Genomic DNA, 18,477 nt, shown 5'->3' with positions numbered 1-18,477 from the left:
CCCTCCCACACTTGATCTCGATGACCAGATCTAAGGCCCCAGTCACAAATTTTGCGCAATCCTCGCTAATCGTGCTGCCTACTGCATAGAACTGGACAGTCATAAAGGCTTTGCGGCATAGTCGCCGGGTTATGCCGTACTCCCACCAATAACAAGGAACAGCCGATGGCGACCTTACTGGTTCTTCACGGACCCAACCTGAACCTGCTCGGCACCCGTGAACCGGGCGTCTACGGGGCAGTGACCCTGGATCAGATCAACCTCGATCTGGAACGACGGGCGCGTGAAGCCGGCCACCATCTGCTCTACCTGCAAAGCAACGCCGAGTACGAATTGATTGATCGCATCCATGCCGCGCGCGGCGAAGGCGTGGACTTTATCCTGATCAATCCCGCCGCTTTTACGCACACAAGCGTTGCATTACGTGACGCGCTGCTGGCGGTGAGCATCCCATTCATCGAAGTGCATTTATCGAACGTGCACAAACGCGAACCTTTCCGCCATCACTCTTACTTCTCCGACGTAGCGGTAGGAGTGATCTGCGGCCTTGGCGCCAGCGGTTACCGGCTGGCCCTGGAGGCCGCCCTGGAACAGCTTGAAGAACAGGCTAAACGCCCCTGACCGACCCTTGGGAGTTGATGATTCATGGATATCCGTAAAGTTAAGAAATTGATCGAACTGCTGGAAGAATCCGGTATCGACGAGCTGGAAATCAAGGAAGGCGAAGAGTCCGTGCGGATCAGCCGCCACAGCAAGACTCCGGCCCAACAGTTCTACGCACCGCAGATGCAAGCACCGGCTCCAGCCCCTGCCGCGCCTGCCGCCGCCGCTCCAGCTGCCGCAGCGCCCGCCGCTCCGGCAGCGCCTGTGCTGAACGGTACCGTGGTCAAGTCGCCAATGGTCGGTACCTTCTACCGCACTCCGGCGCCAGGCTCGCCCGCCTTCGTTGAAGTCGGCAAGACCGTGAAAGTGGGCGACACCATCTGCATCGTTGAAGCGATGAAGATGATGAACCACATCACCGCCGAAACCGCCGGTGTGATCGAATCCATCCTGGTAGAAAACGGTCAGCCGGTTGAGTACGACCAGCCGCTGTTCACCATCGTTTGAACCGCGGAGCGCCTTCGATGTTGAAACCTGCGAAGAAACTGCAAAAAGTCCTGATCGCCAACCGCGGCGAGATCGCGCTGCGTATCCTGCGCGCCTGTAAGGAAGAGGGCATCAAGACCGTCGCTGTTTACTCGACGGCCGATACCGAATTGATGCACGTGAAACTGGCGGACGAGAGCATCTGCATCGGCCCGCCACTGGCCTCGAACTCGTACCTGAACATCCCGAACATCATCGCCGCGGCAGAAGTGACCGGCGCCGATGGCATCCACCCAGGCTACGGCTTCCTCGCGGAAAACGCCGATTTCGCCGAACAGGTGGAAAAATCCGGGTTCGCCTTCATCGGCCCGAAAGCCGAAACCATTCGCCTGATGGGCGACAAGGTGTCGGCCAAGGACGCCATGATCGCGGCCGGCGTGCCAACCGTTCCAGGTTCCGACGGCCCACTGCCTGAAGATGAGGAAACCGCCCTGCGCATCGGTCGCGAAGTCGGTTACCCGGTGATCATCAAGGCCGCCGGTGGCGGTGGTGGTCGTGGCATGCGCGTGGTGCACAAGGAAGAAGACCTGATCGAATCGGCCAAGCAGACCCGTGCGGAAGCGGGCGCCTGGTTCGGCAACCCGATGGTCTACCTGGAAAAATACCTGACCAACCCACGCCACGTGGAAGTGCAGGTATTGTCCGACGGCCAGGGCCATGCCATCCACCTGGGCGACCGCGATTGCTCGCTGCAACGCCGTCACCAGAAGGTGTTGGAAGAAGCGCCGGCACCGGGCCTGGATGAAACCGCTCGCCAGGAAGTCCTCGCTCGCTGCGTCAAGGCGTGCATCGACATCAGCTACCGTGGCGCCGGCACCTTCGAGTTCCTCTACGAGAACGGTCGTTTCTACTTCATCGAGATGAACACTCGTGTGCAGGTAGAGCATCCGGTGTCGGAGATGGTCACCGGTATCGACATCGTCAAGGAGATGCTCAGCATCGCCGCCGGCAACGTGCTGTCCTTCACCCAGGACGACGTGAAGATTCACGGCCACTCCCTGGAGTGCCGGATCAACGCCGAAGACCCGAAAACCTTTATGCCGAGCCCAGGCCTGGTCAAGCATTTCCATGCACCGGGCGGCAACGGCGTTCGCGTCGATTCGCACCTGTACAGCGGCTACAAGGTACCGTCCAACTACGACTCGCTGATCGGCAAGCTGATCACCTGGGGCGCCACTCGCGACGAGGCCATGGCCCGTATGCGTAACGCCCTGGACGAAATCGTGGTCGACGGCATCAAGACCAACGTCCCGCTGCACAGGGACCTGGTTCGTGATGAAGGCTTCTGCGAAGGTGGTGTGAACATTCACTACCTGGAACACAAGCTGGCCAACCAGTAAGTGCTCCACCCAACAAAGCCGCCTTCGGGCGGTTTTGTTGTTTGTGGGCCCTCTACTTTTTTGAAGATGTACACCGTCAAAATGTGGGAGGGGGCAAGTCCCCTCCCACATTTGACCGGCGTGCAGTCAGTAGTGTCGTCTTCTGCCCGCCGCTCGCGTAAACTTGCGCCCTTTCGCAGCCCCTACCCCGCTGCAGACTTATTCATTTCAAAGGTGCCCGCCATGCCTTGGCTGCAAGTCCGTCTCGCCATCAGCCCAGAACAAGCCGAAACCTACGAAGACGCGCTCCTCGAAGTGGGCGCTGTTTCAGTGACCTTCATGGACGCCGAAGACCAGCCGATTTTCGAACCCGAACTCAATACCACCCCGCTGTGGTCCCACACCCACCTGTTGGCCCTGTTCGAAGACGGCACCGACGCCGCCGCCGTGCTGGCCCATATGGAACTGCTCACTGGCGGCCCGCTGCCCGAGCATCACAGCGAAGTGATCGAAGACCAGGACTGGGAACGCAGCTGGATGGACAACTTCCAACCGATGCGTTTCGGCCAGCGCCTGTGGATCGTGCCGAGCTGGCACGCTGCCCCCGAGCCAAACGCAGTCAACCTGCTGCTCGACCCGGGCCTGGCGTTCGGCACCGGCACCCACCCCACCACCGCACTGTGCCTGGAATGGCTGGACGGCCAGGACCTGACCGACAGCCACGTGCTGGATTTCGGCTGCGGCTCGGGGATCCTGGCGATTGCCGCGCTGTTGCTGGGCGCCAAGCAAGCCGTGGGCACCGATATCGACGTGCAAGCGCTGGAAGCCTCCCGCGACAACGCCGGGCGCAACCACATCGCCGAAGGAAAATTCCCACTCTACCTGCCTGAGGACCTGCCCCAGGTACAGGCTGATGTGCTGGTGGCCAATATCCTCGCCGGGCCGCTGGTCTCCCTGGCGCCGCAGCTGTCGAGCCTGGTCAAGCCGGGAGGCCGTCTGGCGCTATCGGGCATTCTCGCCGAGCAAGGTGACGAGGTTGCCGCCGCCTATGCCAGCGATTTCGAGCTGGACCCGATCGCCAACCGCGATGGCTGGGTACGCATCAGCGGTCGTCGGCGCTAGAATGAGCGCTTGCCTGAATCGGATGGCCGCATGACCGACAGTTTCGTCACCCAGTGCCCGCATTGCCAAGCCCGTTTCCGCGTCAACCATGCCCAGTTGAGCGTGGCCCGCGGCGTGGTGCGTTGCGGCTCGTGCCTGCAAGTGTTCAATGCCGCTCGCCAGTTGCTGGAGCAGCGCGCCCACGCGCCTGCACCAGAGCAGCCGGCGGCGGCTGAACCTGCGCCCGAGACGGCGCCCCAGGCACAGCGGGCGATCAGCCAGAAACAGTGGACTGCCGAAGAACTGGACCTGGACAACCTGGACCTGGACGTAGAACTTGCCAAGCTGGAGCGCCGCGAGATCCAGCATACGCAGCCGGCCGGCACAGAGCGTCGCCAAGCGGGTTCCGACCGCAGGCAGAAGGAAGATACCCTCAGCGCCAGCCGCGATACGGTCAAGGCCGAAGAGGAAAAATGGGCCGCCAGCCTGTTCAGCGAACCGCCTGAAGAACGCACCCACGTCGCCGAAGGCGATCCGGAACCGACCAAGGCCCCTGCGACACGGCAGCGCACCGAACCGTCCATGTCGCTTCACGCCGACGATATCGACGACGAACCGCCGATGCGGGCAACCCTTGACGACGAGCCCGTCGACCCGCCCGTCACCCCCGTGGCTGTAGAAACCGACGACGCGCATCCCGAAGAACACCCACAGCAGCGCCGCAAGCGATTGCGCGCGCCCGCCAGCGAACACGATGACCTGCTGCAGGACCTGGAAGACGATCCGCTGCACCTGTACGCGCAAAAACGCCCGTCGGGCTGGGGTCGCCGCCTGATCTGGCTATTGCTGGTACTGATCGCCGCCACTGGCCTGGCTGGCCAGTACATTGCCTATCAATTCGACGACCTGGCTCGCCAGGACGCTTATCGCCCGTGGTTCCAGCAGCTGTGCCCCACGCTGGGCTGCACCGTGCCATCGCGAGTCGATATTGCCCACATAAAGAGCAGTAACCTGGTGGTGCGCAGCCACCCGGAATTTGCCGGGGCGCTGGTGGTGGACGCGATCATCTATAACCGCGCGACGTTCTCCCAGCCCTTCCCGTTGCTGGAGCTGCGTTTTGCCGACATGAACGGCGGGCTGATCGCCAGTCGTCGCTTCAAGCCGGCCGAATATCTCAGCGGCGAGCTGGCCGGCGTCAGCGAAATGCCATCACAAACGCCGATCCATATCTCCCTGGACATCCTCGACCCTGGCAATAAAGCCGTGAATTACAGCCTGACCTTCCACTCGCCCGAGTGAATCGGCTTATGTACAAGAGTTTGGCGGCAGATTGTTGACTGCACGCGGCGCAACCAAACCAGCGGCGATAAAGAAATAACTGTTCAGATTTTATCCAATTCAGCCTTTAACCAGTCATCGAGAGCGGGTATCATGCCAACCCTTTTTCGAACTCTAATGATCCGGCCCCACAACAGGGAAGTCCTATGTCGGCGGTACGCATCGGCCCATACACATTGCAGAACGGCTTGATTCTCGCCCCGATGGCGGGCGTCACCGACCAGCCCTTTCGTCAGCTGTGCAAACGTTTGGGCGCGGGTCTTGTAGTCTCGGAAATGGTCACCAGCGACATGAGCTTGTGGAACACCCGCAAATCGCGGATGCGCATGATCCACGAAGGTGATCCCGAGCCCCGCTCGGTACAGATCGCCGGCGGTGATGCGCAGATGCTGGCGGATGCGGCCCGAGCCAACGTGGCGTTGGGCGCGCAGATTATCGACATCAACATGGGCTGCCCGGCCAAGAAGGTCTGCAACAAGGCCGCCGGTTCCGCCCTGTTGAAGGATGAGCAATTGGTTGCCGAGATCCTGCAGGCCGTTGTCGCTGCAGTGGATGTGCCGGTCACCCTGAAGATTCGTACCGGCTGGGACCGGGACAACAAGAATGGCCTGACAGTGGCGAAGATCGCCGAACAGGCAGGCATTGCAGCGCTGGCAGTGCATGGCCGCACCCGCGCCGATCTTTACACCGGTGAAGCCGAATACGACACCATTGCCGCCATCAAGCAGGCCGTGTCGATGCCGGTATTTGCCAATGGCGACATCGATTCAGCCGAAAAAGCCCGGCGCGTCCTGTACGCCACCGGTGCCGATGGCCTGTTGATCGGCCGGGCCGCCCAGGGGCGGCCCTGGATTTTTCGTGAAATCGAGCACTTTCTGCGTACTGGTGAAACCCTGCCGGCACCGGAGCTGATCGAGGTGGAACGTATTCTGCTTGAGCATCTGGCTGCCCTTCACACTTTCTACGGAGACGTGATGGGCGTGCGCATTGCTCGCAAGCATGTGGGTTGGTATCTCGCAACCCTGCCGGGCGCCAGGGAGTTTCGCGCCGGGTTCAATCGTTTGGATGAAACGCAAGCACAGGTCACCGCCGTTCGAGAGTTCTTTGCCGAACGAGACAAGAGCCTGAGAGCAGGGGACGGACAAGGGGTGGCCGCATGACGATGATGACCGAGACTTTAGTGAGTGGAACGACACCCGTGAGCGACAACGTCAATTTGAAACAGCACCTGAACACGCCGAGCGAAGAAGGCCAGACCCTTCGCGGGAGTGTCGAGAAGGCGCTGCACAATTATTTCGCCCACCTTGAGGGCGCTTCCGTCACGGACGTGTACAACCTGGTGCTCTCCGAAGTCGAGGCGCCCTTGCTCGAAAGCGTGATGAACTACGTCAAGGGCAACCAGACCAAAGCCAGTGAGCTGCTGGGCCTCAACCGTGGCACGTTGCGCAAAAAGCTCAAGCAATACGATTTGCTGTAAGCATTCAATCAAACCAGAAAGGCGCCCGCGTAAAACCGGTCGCCTTTTTTGCTGACTCCTTTGCTTTTGATGGAAATTGAAATGACCGACCAGACTACCCGCCTGCCGATCCGCCGCGCCTTGATCAGCGTTTCCGACAAGACCGGCATCCTCGAATTTGCCCGGGAGCTGGAAGCCCTGGGCGTGGAAATCCTCTCCACGGGCGGGACCTTCAAACTGCTGCAGGACAACGGCGTGGCCGCAGTAGAAGTCGCGGACTACACCGGTTTCGCAGAAATGATGGACGGTCGGGTCAAGACCTTGCACCCGAAAATCCACGGCGGCATCCTCGGTCGTCGCGGTATCGACGACGCCATCATGAACGAGCACGGCATCAAGCCGATCGACCTGGTGGCCGTCAACCTGTACCCGTTCGAAGCCACCATCAACAAGCCAGGCTGTGACCTGCCGACCGCCATCGAAAACATCGATATCGGCGGCCCGACCATGGTTCGCTCGGCAGCCAAGAACCACAAAGACGTGGCCATCGTGGTCAACGCCAGCGACTACACCCAAGTGCTCGAAAGCCTGAAAGCCGGCGGCCTGACCTACGCCCAGCGCTTCGACCTGATGCTCAAGGCGTTCGAACACACTGCCGCCTACGACGGCATGATCGCCAACTACATGGGCACCGTGAACCAGGCCGCCGAGACCCTGAGCACGGAAGGCCGCAGCCAGTTCCCGCGCACCTTCAACAGCCAGTTCATCAAGGCCCAGGAAATGCGCTACGGCGAGAACCCGCACCAGAGCGCGGCGTTCTACGTGGAGGCAAAACCGGCCGAAGTCGGCATCGCCACCGCGACCCAACTGCAAGGCAAGGAACTGTCCTACAACAACGTAGCCGACACCGACGCCGCACTGGAATGCGTGAAGAGCTTCGTCAAGCCGGCCTGCGTGATCGTCAAGCACGCCAACCCGTGTGGCGTGGCCGTGAGCCCGGACGCTGAAGGCGGCATTCGCCAGGCCTACGAACTGGCCTACGCCACCGATACCGAATCGGCCTTCGGCGGCATCATTGCCTTCAACCGTGAGCTGGACGCCGAAACCGCCAAGGCCATCGTCGACCGTCAATTCGTCGAAGTGATCATCGCACCGAGCGTGAGTGAAGAAGCCCGCGCCATCGTTGCCGCAAAAGCCAACGTGCGCCTGCTGGCCTGCGGCGAATGGTCGGCTGACCGCGCCGCCGCCTGGGACTACAAGCGCGTCAATGGCGGCTTGCTGGTACAGAGCCGCGACATCGGCATGATCGGCAGTGAAGACCTGAAAGTCGTGACCAAACGCGCCCCGACCGAGCAAGAGATCCACGACCTGATCTTCGCCTGGAAAGTGGCCAAATACGTCAAATCCAACGCCATCGTCTACGCCAAGAACCGCCAGACCATCGGTGTCGGCGCCGGCCAGATGAGCCGCGTGAACTCGGCGCGTATCGCTGCGATCAAGGCCGAGCACGCCGGTTTGCAGGTCGTGGGTTCGGTGATGGCGTCCGACGCCTTCTTCCCGTTCCGTGATGGCCTGGACAACGCCGCCAAGGCCGGCGTGACTGCCGTGATCCAACCGGGCGGCTCGATGCGCGATGCTGAAGTGATTGCCGCTGCAGATGAAGCCGGCATCGCCATGGTCTTCACCGGCATGCGCCACTTCCGCCACTGATCCGACGCAATAGAAATGTGGGACCCGGTTTTTGTGGCGAGGGAGCTTGCTCCCGCTGGGGTGCGAAGCGCCCCCAAAAGCTGGCGACCGCTACGCGGTCGAACGGGAGCAAGCTCCCTCGCCACAGCAAGCCCCCTCCCATATAAAGCGCCCTAGCAGCGCCTACAGAATTTGAGGTTTTTGAAATGAATGTTTTGATTATTGGCAGCGGTGGCCGTGAACACGCCCTGGCCTGGAAAGTTGCCCAGGACCCACGCGTCCAAAAGGTTTTCGTCGCCCCCGGTAACGCTGGTACCGCGATTGAAGCCAAGTGCGAAAACGTCGCCATCGACGTGCTGGCCCTTGAGCAGCTTGCGGATTTTGCCGAGAAAAACGTTTCCCTGACCATTGTCGGTCCGGAAGTGCCGCTGGTGGCCGGCGTCGTGGACCTGTTCCGCAGCCGCGGCCTGGACTGCTTCGGCCCAACCGCCGGTGCCGCGCAGTTGGAAGGCTCCAAAGCGTTCACCAAGGACTTCCTGGCACGCCACAAGATCCCGACCGCCGACTACCAGAACTTCACCGAGATCGAGCCGGCCCTGGCTTACCTGCGTGAAAAAGGTGCGCCAATCGTGATCAAGGCCGATGGCCTGGCCGCCGGTAAAGGCGTGATCGTGGCGATGACCTTGCAGGAAGCCGAAGACGCCGTGCGCGACATGCTCGCCGGCAATGCCTTTGGCGATGCCGGTTCGCGCGTGGTGATCGAGGAATTCCTCGACGGCGAAGAAGCCAGCTTTATCGTGATGGTCGACGGCAAGAACGTCCTGCCGATGGCCACCAGCCAGGACCACAAGCGCGTCGGCAACGGCGACAGCGGCCCCAACACCGGCGGCATGGGCGCCTACTCCCCTGCCCCCGTGGTCACCAGCGAAGTGCATCAGCGCGTGATGGACCTGGTGATCTGGCCAACCGTGCGCGGCATGGCCGATGAAGGCAATGTGTACACCGGCTTCCTTTACGCTGGCCTGATGATCGACAAGGCCGGTAACCCGAAGGTCATCGAGTTCAACTGCCGCTTTGGCGACCCGGAAACCCAACCGGTGATGCTGCGGCTGCAATCGAGCCTGGTGCTGCTGGTGGAAGCCGCCCTGGCCCAGGCCCTGGACAAGGTCGAAGCGCAGTGGGACCCGCGTCCGAGCGTTGGCATCGTGCTGGCGGCCGGCGGTTACCCTGCCGACTACGCCAAGGGCGATGTGATTGAAGGCCTGGATGCGGCGGCGTCGCTGGAAGGCAAAGTGTTCCATGCGGGCACCGCGCTCAAGGATGGTAAGGTCGTGACCGCTGGTGGCCGTGTGCTGTGCGCCACCGCCATGGGCGCCAGTGTCGACGCTGCGCAACAACAGGCGTACGCACTGGCCGCGAAAATCGATTGGAAAGGCTGCTTCTATCGCACCGACATCGGCTACCGCGCCATTGCCCGTGAACGTGGCGAGAACCAGTAACCTGCTATCCGTTCGGTCAGGCAAGGGCCTGTGGCCCTTGCCGTACACCGGCTACCCCGCGCATAGTTAACCCGTGCATCAACCTACGAAGGGATTTCGCCGTGCGCTGGCTCAGGATCGCCATAGGTTTCACTGTCAGTCTGCTGACGCTGCTCTGCCTGTTCCCGGCCCAGGCCGCCGCGCAAGGCAGTGGCTGGGCAGTATTGCTTGATGAGCAGGCCGACCTGCAACTGAGCGATATTCGCTCCTCGCGCTACACCAACCAATTCAGCCCCATCGAACTGGACCGTATCACGCGCACCGCCGGACGGTGCGTTGTGGGTACGTTTCAAACTGCAACCGGGCAAGCACGAGCAAGTGCTGCGGGTATTCGCCCCGGACCTGTCGCACCTGAGCCTGTACGTCCTGGACGGCGACACGCTGGTGGAGCAAACAAGCACCGGCGCCCGGCAGCCACAGGAACAACGTCCGCTGCCCAGCAGTGATTTCATGCTACCGATGCCCCAGAGCCAGCAGCCCCTCGAGGTCTATCTGCGCCTGGTGTCGGAACACGAGCTGCGCCCCTATATCACCCTTGAGCCGGCCGTACTGGCCGCCGCCGACCAGACCCAGACACTGATCTACGGCCTGCTGTTCGGCTGCCTGCTGATGCTGATCCTGCACAACGTTTCACGCTTTGCCTACCATCGCTCACGCAGCAGCCTGTGGCTGGCGGCGTGCGAAATCCTATTGCTGCTCAGCCTGGCGCTGCTGCTCAACCTGCCAGGTCCCTGGTTGCCGAACTGGCATGCGCTGCAAACACCGGGCGCCTACCTGGCCTTGCTGCTGACCGCGCCGTGCGGACTGATGTTTGCCTATCGATTCTTCATGCCGTTAGGCCCGCACCCGCTTAACAAGCTGTTGATGGCCGACATCCTGTTTATCGTGCTGTGCGGCCTGCTGCTGTTGTTCGTCAACACACTGCCGCTGAACATCATTACCTACGCCCTGGTGGCCCTCGCCGGCCTGAGCATGCTGTTTGTCTCGGCGTATCACTGGCAGAAGGGCTACCGGCCGGCGCGGTTGTTCGTGGCGGGCATGGTGGTGTTCAACATCGGCACGCTGATCATCCTGCCGGCGTTGCTGGGCCTGACGATGGTGTCGCCGCAGGGGTTGATCGTCACCCTGCTGGCGTTCATCTGCCTCAGTGGCCTGTTGATGAGCCTGGCCCTGGGCGAGCGCCAGCGTGCAATTGTCGAGGCGCGCTTCAGCCTCAGCCGCGACCTGGCCGCCAGCAATGCCGAAATCGCCGCCAAGGCCGAGTTCCTGGCCAAGATCAGCCACGAAATCCGCACCCCCATGAACGGCGTACTGGGCATGACCGAACTGCTGCTGGGCACACCGCTGTCGGTGAAGCAGCGCGATTACGTGCAGACCATCCACAGCGCCGGCAACGAACTGCTGACGCTGATCAACGAGATCCTCGACATCTCCAAGCTCGAATCCGGGCAGATCGAGCTGGACGACGTGCAGTTCGACCTCAACGCACTGCTCGAAGACTGCCTGAGCATCTTCCGCGCCAAGGCCGAGCAGCAGAACGTCGAGTTGATCAGCTTTATCCAGCCCCAGGTGCCACGCGTCATCAGCGGTGACCCGACCCGCCTGCGCCAGGCACTGCTGAGTCTGCTGGAAAACGCCCTGCACAAGACCGATGAAGGCGAAGTGCTGATCGTCGTCGCCCTGGACGACCGCAGCACCAAGCCGCGCCTGCGCATCGCCGTGCAAGACAGCGGCCTGCCGATGGAAGCCGTCGAGCGCGAGGCCCTGTTGCACAGCGAACTGCACAGCAAGAACTTCCTCTCGGCCACGCGCTTGAGCGGCCACCTGGGCCTGGTCATCGCCCGCCAGTTGATCCTGTTGATGAACGGCGAGTTCGGCATCAAGAGCGGCAGCCATCAAGGCAGTACCCTGTGGCTGACGCTGCCGCTGGACCCGGAACGCCTGGAGCACCCGACCTCCGACCTGGACGGCCCGCTCAAGGACGCACGGGTGCTGGTGGTGGACGACAACGACACCTGCCGCAAAGTGCTGGTGCAGCAATGCACGGCCTGGGGCCTGAACGTCAGCGCCGTCCCCTCCGGCAAGGAAGCCCTGGCGTTGCTGCGCACCAAGGCGCACCTGCGCGACTACTTCGATGTGGTGTTGCTGGACCAGAACATGCCCGGCATGACCGGCATGCAACTGGCGGCGAAGATCAAGGAAGACCCGAGCCTGAACCACGACATCCTGCTGATCATGCTCACCGGCATCAGCAACGCGCCGAGCAAGATCATTGCGCGCAACTGCGGGATCAAGCGCATCCTCGCCAAGCCGGTGGCCGGTTATACCCTCAAGACCACCCTGGCCGACGAACTGACCCAGCGCAACAAAGGCGGTCTGCCGTCTCGCCCGGCGCTCAGCGCACCACCCGCGGTGACGGTGCCCGGTGACTTCAAGATCCTGGTGGCCGAAGACAACAGCATTTCCACCAAAGTGATTCGCGGCATGCTCGGCAAACTCAACCTCGACCCGGACACCGCCAGCAACGGCGAAGAAGCGCTGGAGGCGATGAAAGCCCAGCGCTACGACCTGGTGTTGATGGACTGTGAAATGCCGATTCTCGATGGCTTCTCCGCCACCCAGCAACTGCGTGCATGGGAAGTCAGCCACCAACGCATCCGCACGCCGGTGGTGGCGCTGACGGCGCATATCCTGTCGGAACACAAGGAACGCGCGCGCCAGGCCGGCATGGACGGGCACATGGCCAAGCCGGTGGAGTTGTCGCAGTTGCGCGAGCTGGTGGAGTTCTGGGTGGCGCAGCGTCAACAGCGGCCCGAACACGAACCCTCCTGACCTGAAATACATTTCCAATGTGGAAGGGGACTTGCCCCCCTCCCACATTTGATCTCTATCGCCTGATAGACTCTGCACACGTTCCCCTCCCGCGAGCCGCCCCCATGCTCCACGTGTTGTTCAGCGTTTACCTGAAGATGCTCGTGCTCTACAGCCCGTTCTTCGTGCTGTCCTGCTTTATCAGCCTGACCCGTGGCTACTCCAGCAAAGAACGGCGGCGCCTGGCCTGGAAAGTGGCGCTGGCGACCCTGGTGTCGAGCGTGCTGCTCTACCTGTTCGGCCGCGTCATTTTCAGCGTGTTCGGCATCACCGTGGATGCGTTCCGCATCGGCGCCGGCAGTGTGCTGTTTATCTCGGCGCTGGGCATGGCACAGGGCAAGTCGGCGGTGCAGACCGACAACGTGCAGCAGGACGTGACCATCGTGCCGCTGACCATCCCCCTCACCGTCGGCCCCGGCACCATCGGTGCGCTGCTGGTGATGGGGGTCAGCCAGCCGCATTGGGATGACAAGCTCACCGCCATCCTCAGCATCGCCCTGGCCAGCCTCACGGTGGGCGTGGTGCTGTACCTGTCCAACCGTATCGAACGCATTCTCGGTGACCAGGGCCTGCAAATTGTCAGCCGGCTGATGGGCCTGTTCGTGTGCGCCCTCGCCGCGCAAATCATCTTTACCGGCGTGCGCGGTTATCTGGCGCCTTAGATACGGTACTTGGCGATCGCCAGCTGCACCTTGTCACCCGCGCTTTCGCGCATCAGCTGGACGGTTTTTTCGTTGACCAGCGAGGTATTCAGCACCAGGCAGGTCTGCCCGCTGAAGGCCTCGACCGAGGCGCTGTCCCATTCCAGAAACGGCAACCCCACCTGTTTGTTCACACCCTGGGTGCTGTAGGTCACCAGCACCATCATCAATTCCCCGTCCGCTTCGACGCAGGACGCCAGGCCAAAATCACCGCCCTGGTGCAGCGTCGTGTTGCGCTTGAACAGCGCCAGTGACGCTGGCTGCTGTTTCAACGCCTCCAGCGCATCGGCCGCCAGTTTGGGCAACGCATTGACCAGCGGCCCGGCCCATGAGGTCGACGCCAACAGCGCCGCGATGATGTTCAATGCCGCCACCTGTACCGTCAGGCCCTTGTCCGAACGTGAGACCCGCTCGAAACGGCTGCGCAGCGGCAGCCAACCCAGGCTGAGCATCACGTCGATAAACGCGTCGTACCAGGCCTCGGTACCGCGGTGAATATTCAACACATCGCTGACATAGCTGCTGGCCAGCAAATAGCTTTTGCGAATGTATTCGCGGTTCAGGCCCGACACCCCCTCGGCAAACGACATGACGCTGTTGTTGACCACCGCCGCATTGCTGTCGTCGGTGTCAGCCGGCACAGCAGCCGGCGCACCCGGCGGCTTGTGCGCGGCAATCAGTTTTCGCCTTTTCGTGTTGTTGATCCTTCTGTGACGTCGCTCCATTTTCAGTTCTCCACAAACACCCCACATGGGGCTGCTTTCCACACTAGTCCACCGGCAGTCGAGCTTTCCAGGCGACAAACATGCCTTGGCCGACCACGCCGGATCGCGCCCTCCAGCAATTACGCGGGGTCGCTGCAAGCGTTCGGTTTTTCATCGCGCAAAAAAGAAAAAGCCCCGAACACGCGCAGCACAATCACTGCGTCATTCGGAGCTTTCCAGCGGTCACCGGGGCGTATTCAGGACACGGGCTTTTCGCCGTACCAGCGCGGCGTGTACACCCACTCACCGCCACCGGCACGCGGGAACGTGCAGGTGGTGGACGAGCCGATCAGCACCATGGTGCGCATGTCCACCTGTTCCGGGGTCAGTTGCCCCAGCGTGGTGACGCGCAGGGTCTGGCCCGGGCGACCGATATCGCGGCCCAGCACCACCGGTGTCTCGGGCGTGCGATGCAGCGCGACGATTTCCAGGGCGCGCCCCAATTGCCAAGGTCGCGCGCGTGAGATCGGGTTGTAGAACGCCAGGGCCAGGTCGGCCTGGGAGGCGAGATCCAGGCGTTTTTCGATGATTGACCAGGGCTTGAGGTTGTCCGACAGCGACATCACGCAGAAGTCATGCCCCAACGGCGCACCCGCCTGGGCAGCAGTGGCCAGGGAGGCCGAGACGCCCGGCAGGATTTGCAGATCGACCTGATGCCAGGCCGGATCGCTGGACTCGTGAAGCGCCTCGATCACCGCCGCCGCCATGGCGAACACGCCAGGGTCACCGGACGACACCACCACCACCGAACGGCCCGTGACGGCCAGTTCGAAGGCATGGCGCGCGCGCTGCATTTCTTCGCGGTTATCGGTGCAGTGCTGCACTTGATCGTCACGGAACGGCCCGGCCATGCGCACGTAGGTCTCATAGCCCAGCACATCGGTGCAGCGCGCCAGTTCGGCCTTGACCGCCGGCACCATCAATTCCGCCGCGCCAGGCCCCAGGCCGATCACGGCGAGGCGGCCACGTGGGCGCCCTACCTGGGACAGGTCCAGCGGTTGCTCGGCAACCTGAATCACGATGTCGGCGTCTTGGCTGATGCGGGCAAAACGCAGCGGCACCGCCAAGGCAGATGCCGCTTCATGCAGCGACGCCTCGGCCATTTGCGTGTCACTGGCAAGCAGGCACGCCAGGGATTGCACAGCGATGCCCGCGTCATGCAGCGCCGCCCGCACACGCTCGGCCACATCCACGCCCGGTTTGCAGGTCACGCTGACGTTCTTCGGGTAGATCAGCAACTCATTGGCCACCGGCACGCGCTCGGCGCTGCCCACATGAATCGCTAACCGTGCGTGCCGGTCCTGCGGCAGATTCGCTTGCTCCAACCACGGCGCCGCGCCTTCGATGCGCACGCTTTCGCCGGCCAGCAAGTCGGAAACGAAACGCTTGCCCAGCTCCAGGTCGGCCAGCGCATAGCCCGTGGGAGGGTTGAGCAGGCAGGTGCCAAAACGCAGCTCGCCGCTGGTGGTGATCGCAGCGGATACATTCAGCGCAGCACCGATTTCCCGCGCCATCCGGTTAACGCCACCCAGGCCACCGAGCAGCGGCACCACGGCGCTGCCGTCTTCGGCCACGGCCAGCACGGCGGGCTCTTCACCTTTTTCCAGCAGCAACGGCGCCAGGGTGCGGATCACGATGCCAGCGGCGCACAAGGCAATCAGCGGCGTGCCTTGTTGATACAACTGGCGCAGGGTAGCGCCGAATTCGTTGTAGGCCTGGTCCGCACCTTCAACTCGCCCGGCCAAACCGTAAATCACTGCACCGGCATACACCTGCTGGATTTCGCGCGCCGTCGCCAGGCTGCCCTGGCCCAGGATGACAATCGCAGGAGTCATCACCCTTGCCACCGTTCACCGGGCACGATGATCAGCGAGAAATACGGCGACGACATCGGCTCCACCTGATCCAGCGGCACGATCTTCTGGTTGGACATGGTGGCGCGCTCCACATACAGCGCCCGCTCGGCCAGGCCGAGTTCTTCCAGCACCTGACGCACTTTGGGGAAGTTGCGGCCCAGTTTCATGATCACCGCGGCGTCGGCATCCGCCAGGCGGCGCTTGAGGTCGTCATGGGTCAATACGCCCGACAACACCGACAGGCTCTGGTTGCGATACACCAACGGCGCGCCGAGCACCGACGCGCCACCCAGCATCGAACACACGCCGGGGATGACCTGGGCTTCGTAACGCTCGGCCAGACGGTCATGCAGGTACATGTAGGAGCCGTAGAAGAACGGGTCGCCTTCGCAGATCACCGCCACATCGCGGCCGGCGTCCAGATGCGCGGCCACGTCGACGCTGGCGGTGTCGTAGAAATCGCTGATCACCTGCTCGTACGACAGCGGCGCCGGCAGCGCTTCGGTGGTCACCGGGTACACCAGCGGCATCAGGGTCTGTTGCGGCACCAGGTGATCTTCGATGATGCCGAACGCATTGCCCTTCTTGCCCTTGGCCACGAAGTACGCCACCACCGGCGACTCGCGCAGCAGGCGCAGGGCCTTGAGGGTGATCAGTTCCGGGTCGCCGGGGCCCACGCCCAGGCCGATCAAACGTCCGCGTGCAGGCATTATTCGACCTCCGTGGCGAGTGCATTGACTGCAGCCGCGGCCATGGCGCTGCCGCCCAGGCGGCCTTGCATGATCACGAACGGCACGCCACGGCTATCGGCCGCCAGCATCGCCTTGGATTCGGCGGCGCCAACAAAACCCACCGGGAAGCCAAGGATCAACGCCGGTTTCGGCGCACCGGCGTCGAGCATTTCCAGCAGGTAAAACAACGCGGTCGGCGCATTGCCGATCACCACCACGCTACCGGCCAGATGCGGACGCCACAACTCCAGGGCGGCAGCGGAGCGGGTGTTGCCCAACTCCCGCGCCAACTCAGGCACGCTGTCGTCGCGCAGGGTGCAGATCACCGGGTTATTGGCCGGCAGGCGCGCACGGGTCACGCCTTCGGAGACCATCCGCGCATCACACAGGATCGGCGCGCCCGCCGCCAAAGCATCGCGTCCGGCCTTGCCGGCGCCTTCGGAGAACTGCAGGCCGTCGATGGCATCCACCATGCCGCATGCGTGAATCACCCGCACCGCGAGTTTTTCCAGGTCGGCCGGAATACGCTCCAACCTGGCTTCCGCGCGAATAATGGCGAAGGAGTTGCGATAGATCTCCTGACCGTCGCGGATGTAATCAATCATCGGTGTTGCTCCGTGGACGAGCGCGCAACAGGGCGCCCGCCGCTTCAATGGAAAGGTTGCGCGCGTGCAGCCGGCCGAAACCCGGCTGGGCTGCCTCGCGAAAATAGAGGTCGTAGTGACCAGGGCTCACCGCCAGCAAGGTGACCGGCGCGGTGTGCGCGGCGGCGCAGGAGCGTGGGCAGCCGGACAGGTGGACGTCGAAGCCCGTGTGCAACGCGGCCAGTTGCACCGCATCGGCCTTGGTATCGGCCAGCGCTTTGGCGCAGCCGCTCGAACCGGTGCAGGCGGTCATGCGCGCCAGGGGTTGGTCGATTGAACAGAGAAAGCCCAGTTGCGCCAGGCGTTCGGTCACGCCGTGGGGTTTTTCGACGTTGGGCAGCAGCACGCCTTGCCAAGGGGTGAAGCGCAAGGTGCCGTCACCGTAATCGCTGGCAAGCTGTGCGGCGCCCTTGAGCATCAACGAATCCAGGCGGCCCAAGGGGGCGACGGCGGCGACGTAGAATTGATTTTTTTGTTCCTGCGGATAAGTGCCGAGGTGAAGCAAAGCGCCACTGGGCGGGCGTTTGAAACCTTCGATCGGCAGCAGCGGCAGGCTCAGGCGGCCCAGCACGTTATCCACAGGTAAATGCCGCATGCGGGTTTGCTCTGGGGTGGCGAGTTCAAGGAACGCGTCGAGGACAGCCACCACCAACGCGTGCCCCTGCTCCCATCGCACGGCGGCCAATGGCGCATCCAGGCCCGGACAACCTGCCAGGCCAAACGCGAGCAACGTCTGGCCATTGCGCACGAATGCCGACAGCCACAGGTCATGATGATGTTCGAGCATCGCCAGGGCCTCGCCGCCATCCAGTTGCACGGCGAACTTGGCCGACAACGCGTGAAAGCGCGGATGATTTTCCAGCGTGGCGAGGATCTGCCCGGCCAATGGACGGGTGTCGAACAGCATCTGCGGGTCGATACCGGCGCTGGGGCTGAGCATCAGGTTGCGCACGTCGTCACCGGCGGCGTTGTTCGGGCCCAGGCCCGCGGCGAGCAACATCGCGATCAGGGCGTCCTGCTCGGCGCCGATCCCACGGATCTGCAGGTTGGCGCGGTTGGTCGCCTCGATCACACCGCCGGCATAGGCTTGGGCTGCATCGGCCACGGCGTTCGCCTGCGCGGCGCTGATCGAACCACCGGCCAGTTTGATCCGGCAGATGCCGCCATCCAACGCCTGGACGATACGCAGCAACCCCGGACAAGCCGAGGGGCGCAAGGTATTCAGAGCGGGCGTTGGGTTCACGGGGCTACCGGTTGACGGGTAAAGGCGCGGTATTATGCCTGCTTTGTCCGGCGGCATGAAAAGCCTGCCCGTCGGAT

Annotated in this window: 15 protein-coding genes and 1 pseudogene; 11 read left to right on the top strand and 5 right to left on the bottom strand. The window is 62.7% G+C overall.

Features of this window, described 5'->3' with window-relative positions; all coding sequences use genetic code 11:
* Nucleotides 1-165: 165 nt before the first annotated feature.
* The 11 genes and pseudogenes from aroQ to JWR98_RS04665 all read left to right on the top strand — a co-directional run bounded on the left by aroQ (nt 166) and on the right by JWR98_RS04665 (nt 13,123).
* Complete coding sequence (gene aroQ / locus JWR98_RS04715; protein ID WP_003171482.1) at nt 166-621, top strand: type II 3-dehydroquinate dehydratase; 456 nt, start codon at nt 166-168, stop codon at nt 619-621.
* A 24-nt stretch (nt 622-645) separates the two neighbouring features.
* Nucleotides 646-1,110: an acetyl-CoA carboxylase biotin carboxyl carrier protein gene (gene accB / locus JWR98_RS04710; RefSeq protein ID WP_078731383.1), complete on the top strand. Its 465-nt coding sequence runs from the start codon at nt 646-648 to the stop codon at nt 1,108-1,110.
* A gap of 17 nt (nt 1,111-1,127) precedes the next feature.
* Complete coding sequence (gene accC, locus JWR98_RS04705; RefSeq protein ID WP_078823111.1) at nt 1,128-2,489, top strand: acetyl-CoA carboxylase biotin carboxylase subunit; 1,362 nt, start codon at nt 1,128-1,130, stop codon at nt 2,487-2,489.
* Between the two features lie 222 nt (nt 2,490-2,711).
* The gene (prmA, locus tag JWR98_RS04700) at nt 2,712-3,590 is read left to right on the top strand and encodes a 50S ribosomal protein L11 methyltransferase (protein WP_205489386.1); all 879 of its coding nucleotides are present in this window, start codon (nt 2,712-2,714) and stop codon (nt 3,588-3,590) included.
* A 30-nt stretch (nt 3,591-3,620) separates the two neighbouring features.
* Entirely contained in the window at nt 3,621-4,868 is a 1,248-nt protein-coding gene (locus JWR98_RS04695) for a DUF3426 domain-containing protein (RefSeq protein WP_205489385.1), read from the top strand.
* Nucleotides 4,869-5,053: 185 nt separating this feature from the next.
* Nucleotides 5,054-6,067, top strand: a complete 1,014-nt coding sequence (dusB, locus tag JWR98_RS04690) for a tRNA dihydrouridine synthase DusB (protein WP_078731379.1) — start codon at nt 5,054-5,056, stop codon at nt 6,065-6,067.
* Nucleotides 6,064-6,384 carry a DNA-binding transcriptional regulator Fis gene (fis, locus tag JWR98_RS04685; RefSeq protein WP_002555375.1) on the top strand — a complete coding sequence of 107 codons (321 nt, stop codon included), beginning with the start codon at nt 6,064-6,066 and terminating at the stop codon, nt 6,382-6,384. Before dusB ends, fis begins: the two co-directional genes overlap by 4 nt.
* An 81-nt stretch (nt 6,385-6,465) precedes the next feature.
* Nucleotides 6,466-8,073 (top strand): bifunctional phosphoribosylaminoimidazolecarboxamide formyltransferase/IMP cyclohydrolase, encoded by a 1,608-nt coding sequence (gene purH, locus JWR98_RS04680; RefSeq protein ID WP_078731378.1) that lies wholly within the window; start codon nt 6,466-6,468, stop codon nt 8,071-8,073.
* A gap of 185 nt (nt 8,074-8,258) precedes the next feature.
* Entirely contained in the window at nt 8,259-9,551 is a 1,293-nt protein-coding gene (purD, locus tag JWR98_RS04675; protein ID WP_003171470.1) for a phosphoribosylamine--glycine ligase, read from the top strand.
* A gap of 101 nt (nt 9,552-9,652) precedes the next feature.
* Nucleotides 9,653-12,422, top strand: a pseudogene (locus JWR98_RS04670) (hybrid sensor histidine kinase/response regulator).
* Between the two features lie 104 nt (nt 12,423-12,526).
* Nucleotides 12,527-13,123, top strand: coding sequence for a MarC family protein (locus JWR98_RS04665; protein ID WP_078731376.1), 597 nt, complete (start codon nt 12,527-12,529; stop codon nt 13,121-13,123).
* Here the strand turns inward: JWR98_RS04665 and JWR98_RS04660 are convergent.
* From JWR98_RS04660 to cobG, 5 genes are all read right to left on the bottom strand, one after another.
* The gene (locus JWR98_RS04660) at nt 13,120-13,887 is read right to left on the bottom strand and encodes a hypothetical protein (protein WP_078731375.1); all 768 of its coding nucleotides are present in this window, start codon (nt 13,885-13,887) and stop codon (nt 13,120-13,122) included. The genes JWR98_RS04665 and JWR98_RS04660 overlap by 4 nt on opposite strands.
* 236 nt (nt 13,888-14,123) lie before the next feature.
* Nucleotides 14,124-15,761, bottom strand: a complete 1,638-nt coding sequence (gene cobJ / locus JWR98_RS04655) for a precorrin-3B C(17)-methyltransferase (protein ID WP_205489384.1) — start codon at nt 15,759-15,761, stop codon at nt 14,124-14,126.
* Nucleotides 15,761-16,492, bottom strand: a complete 732-nt coding sequence (locus JWR98_RS04650; RefSeq protein WP_205489383.1) for a precorrin-2 C(20)-methyltransferase — start codon at nt 16,490-16,492, stop codon at nt 15,761-15,763. Before JWR98_RS04650 ends, cobJ begins: the two co-directional genes overlap by 1 nt.
* Nucleotides 16,492-17,118, bottom strand: coding sequence for a precorrin-8X methylmutase (locus JWR98_RS04645; protein ID WP_078731372.1), 627 nt, complete (start codon nt 17,116-17,118; stop codon nt 16,492-16,494). The genes JWR98_RS04650 and JWR98_RS04645 overlap by 1 nt, the downstream gene beginning before the upstream one ends.
* On the bottom strand, nt 17,111-18,457 hold the full coding sequence (gene cobG / locus JWR98_RS04640; RefSeq protein ID WP_205489382.1) for a precorrin-3B synthase: 1,347 nt from the start codon (nt 18,455-18,457) through the stop codon (nt 17,111-17,113). The genes JWR98_RS04645 and cobG overlap by 8 nt, the downstream gene beginning before the upstream one ends.
* Nucleotides 18,458-18,477 lie beyond the last annotated feature (20 nt).

This window comes from Pseudomonas lactucae (assembly GCF_016937615.1).
GTDB classification, from domain to species: domain Bacteria; phylum Pseudomonadota; class Gammaproteobacteria; order Pseudomonadales; family Pseudomonadaceae; genus Aquipseudomonas; species Aquipseudomonas lactucae.
The sequence above is the reverse complement of the archived record's forward strand: the minus strand, read 5'-3'. Positions and strand labels throughout refer to the sequence as shown.

Excerpts from the sequence above, each read along its gene's own strand:
- aroQ (WP_003171482.1), top strand. The coding sequence starts at position 166 with ATGGCGACCTTACTGGTTCTTCACGGACCCAACCTGAACCTGCTCGGC.
- accB (WP_078731383.1), top strand. The coding sequence starts at position 646 with ATGGATATCCGTAAAGTTAAGAAATTGATCGAACTGCTGGAAGAATCC.
- accC (WP_078823111.1), top strand. The coding sequence starts at position 1,128 with ATGTTGAAACCTGCGAAGAAACTGCAAAAAGTCCTGATCGCCAACCGC.
- prmA (WP_205489386.1), top strand. The coding sequence starts at position 2,712 with ATGCCTTGGCTGCAAGTCCGTCTCGCCATCAGCCCAGAACAAGCCGAA.
- JWR98_RS04695 (WP_205489385.1), top strand. The coding sequence starts at position 3,621 with ATGACCGACAGTTTCGTCACCCAGTGCCCGCATTGCCAAGCCCGTTTC.
- dusB (WP_078731379.1), top strand. The coding sequence starts at position 5,054 with ATGTCGGCGGTACGCATCGGCCCATACACATTGCAGAACGGCTTGATT.
- fis (WP_002555375.1), top strand. The coding sequence starts at position 6,064 with ATGACGATGATGACCGAGACTTTAGTGAGTGGAACGACACCCGTGAGC.
- purH (WP_078731378.1), top strand. The coding sequence starts at position 6,466 with ATGACCGACCAGACTACCCGCCTGCCGATCCGCCGCGCCTTGATCAGC.
- purD (WP_003171470.1), top strand. The coding sequence starts at position 8,259 with ATGAATGTTTTGATTATTGGCAGCGGTGGCCGTGAACACGCCCTGGCC.
- JWR98_RS04665 (WP_078731376.1), top strand. The coding sequence starts at position 12,527 with ATGCTCCACGTGTTGTTCAGCGTTTACCTGAAGATGCTCGTGCTCTAC.
- JWR98_RS04660 (WP_078731375.1), bottom strand. The coding sequence starts at position 13,887 with ATGGAGCGACGTCACAGAAGGATCAACAACACGAAAAGGCGAAAACTG.
- cobJ (WP_205489384.1), bottom strand. The coding sequence starts at position 15,761 with ATGACTCCTGCGATTGTCATCCTGGGCCAGGGCAGCCTGGCGACGGCG.
- JWR98_RS04650 (WP_205489383.1), bottom strand. The coding sequence starts at position 16,492 with ATGCCTGCACGCGGACGTTTGATCGGCCTGGGCGTGGGCCCCGGCGAC.
- JWR98_RS04645 (WP_078731372.1), bottom strand. The coding sequence starts at position 17,118 with ATGATTGATTACATCCGCGACGGTCAGGAGATCTATCGCAACTCCTTC.
- cobG (WP_205489382.1), bottom strand. The coding sequence starts at position 18,457 with ATGCCGCCGGACAAAGCAGGCATAATACCGCGCCTTTACCCGTCAACC.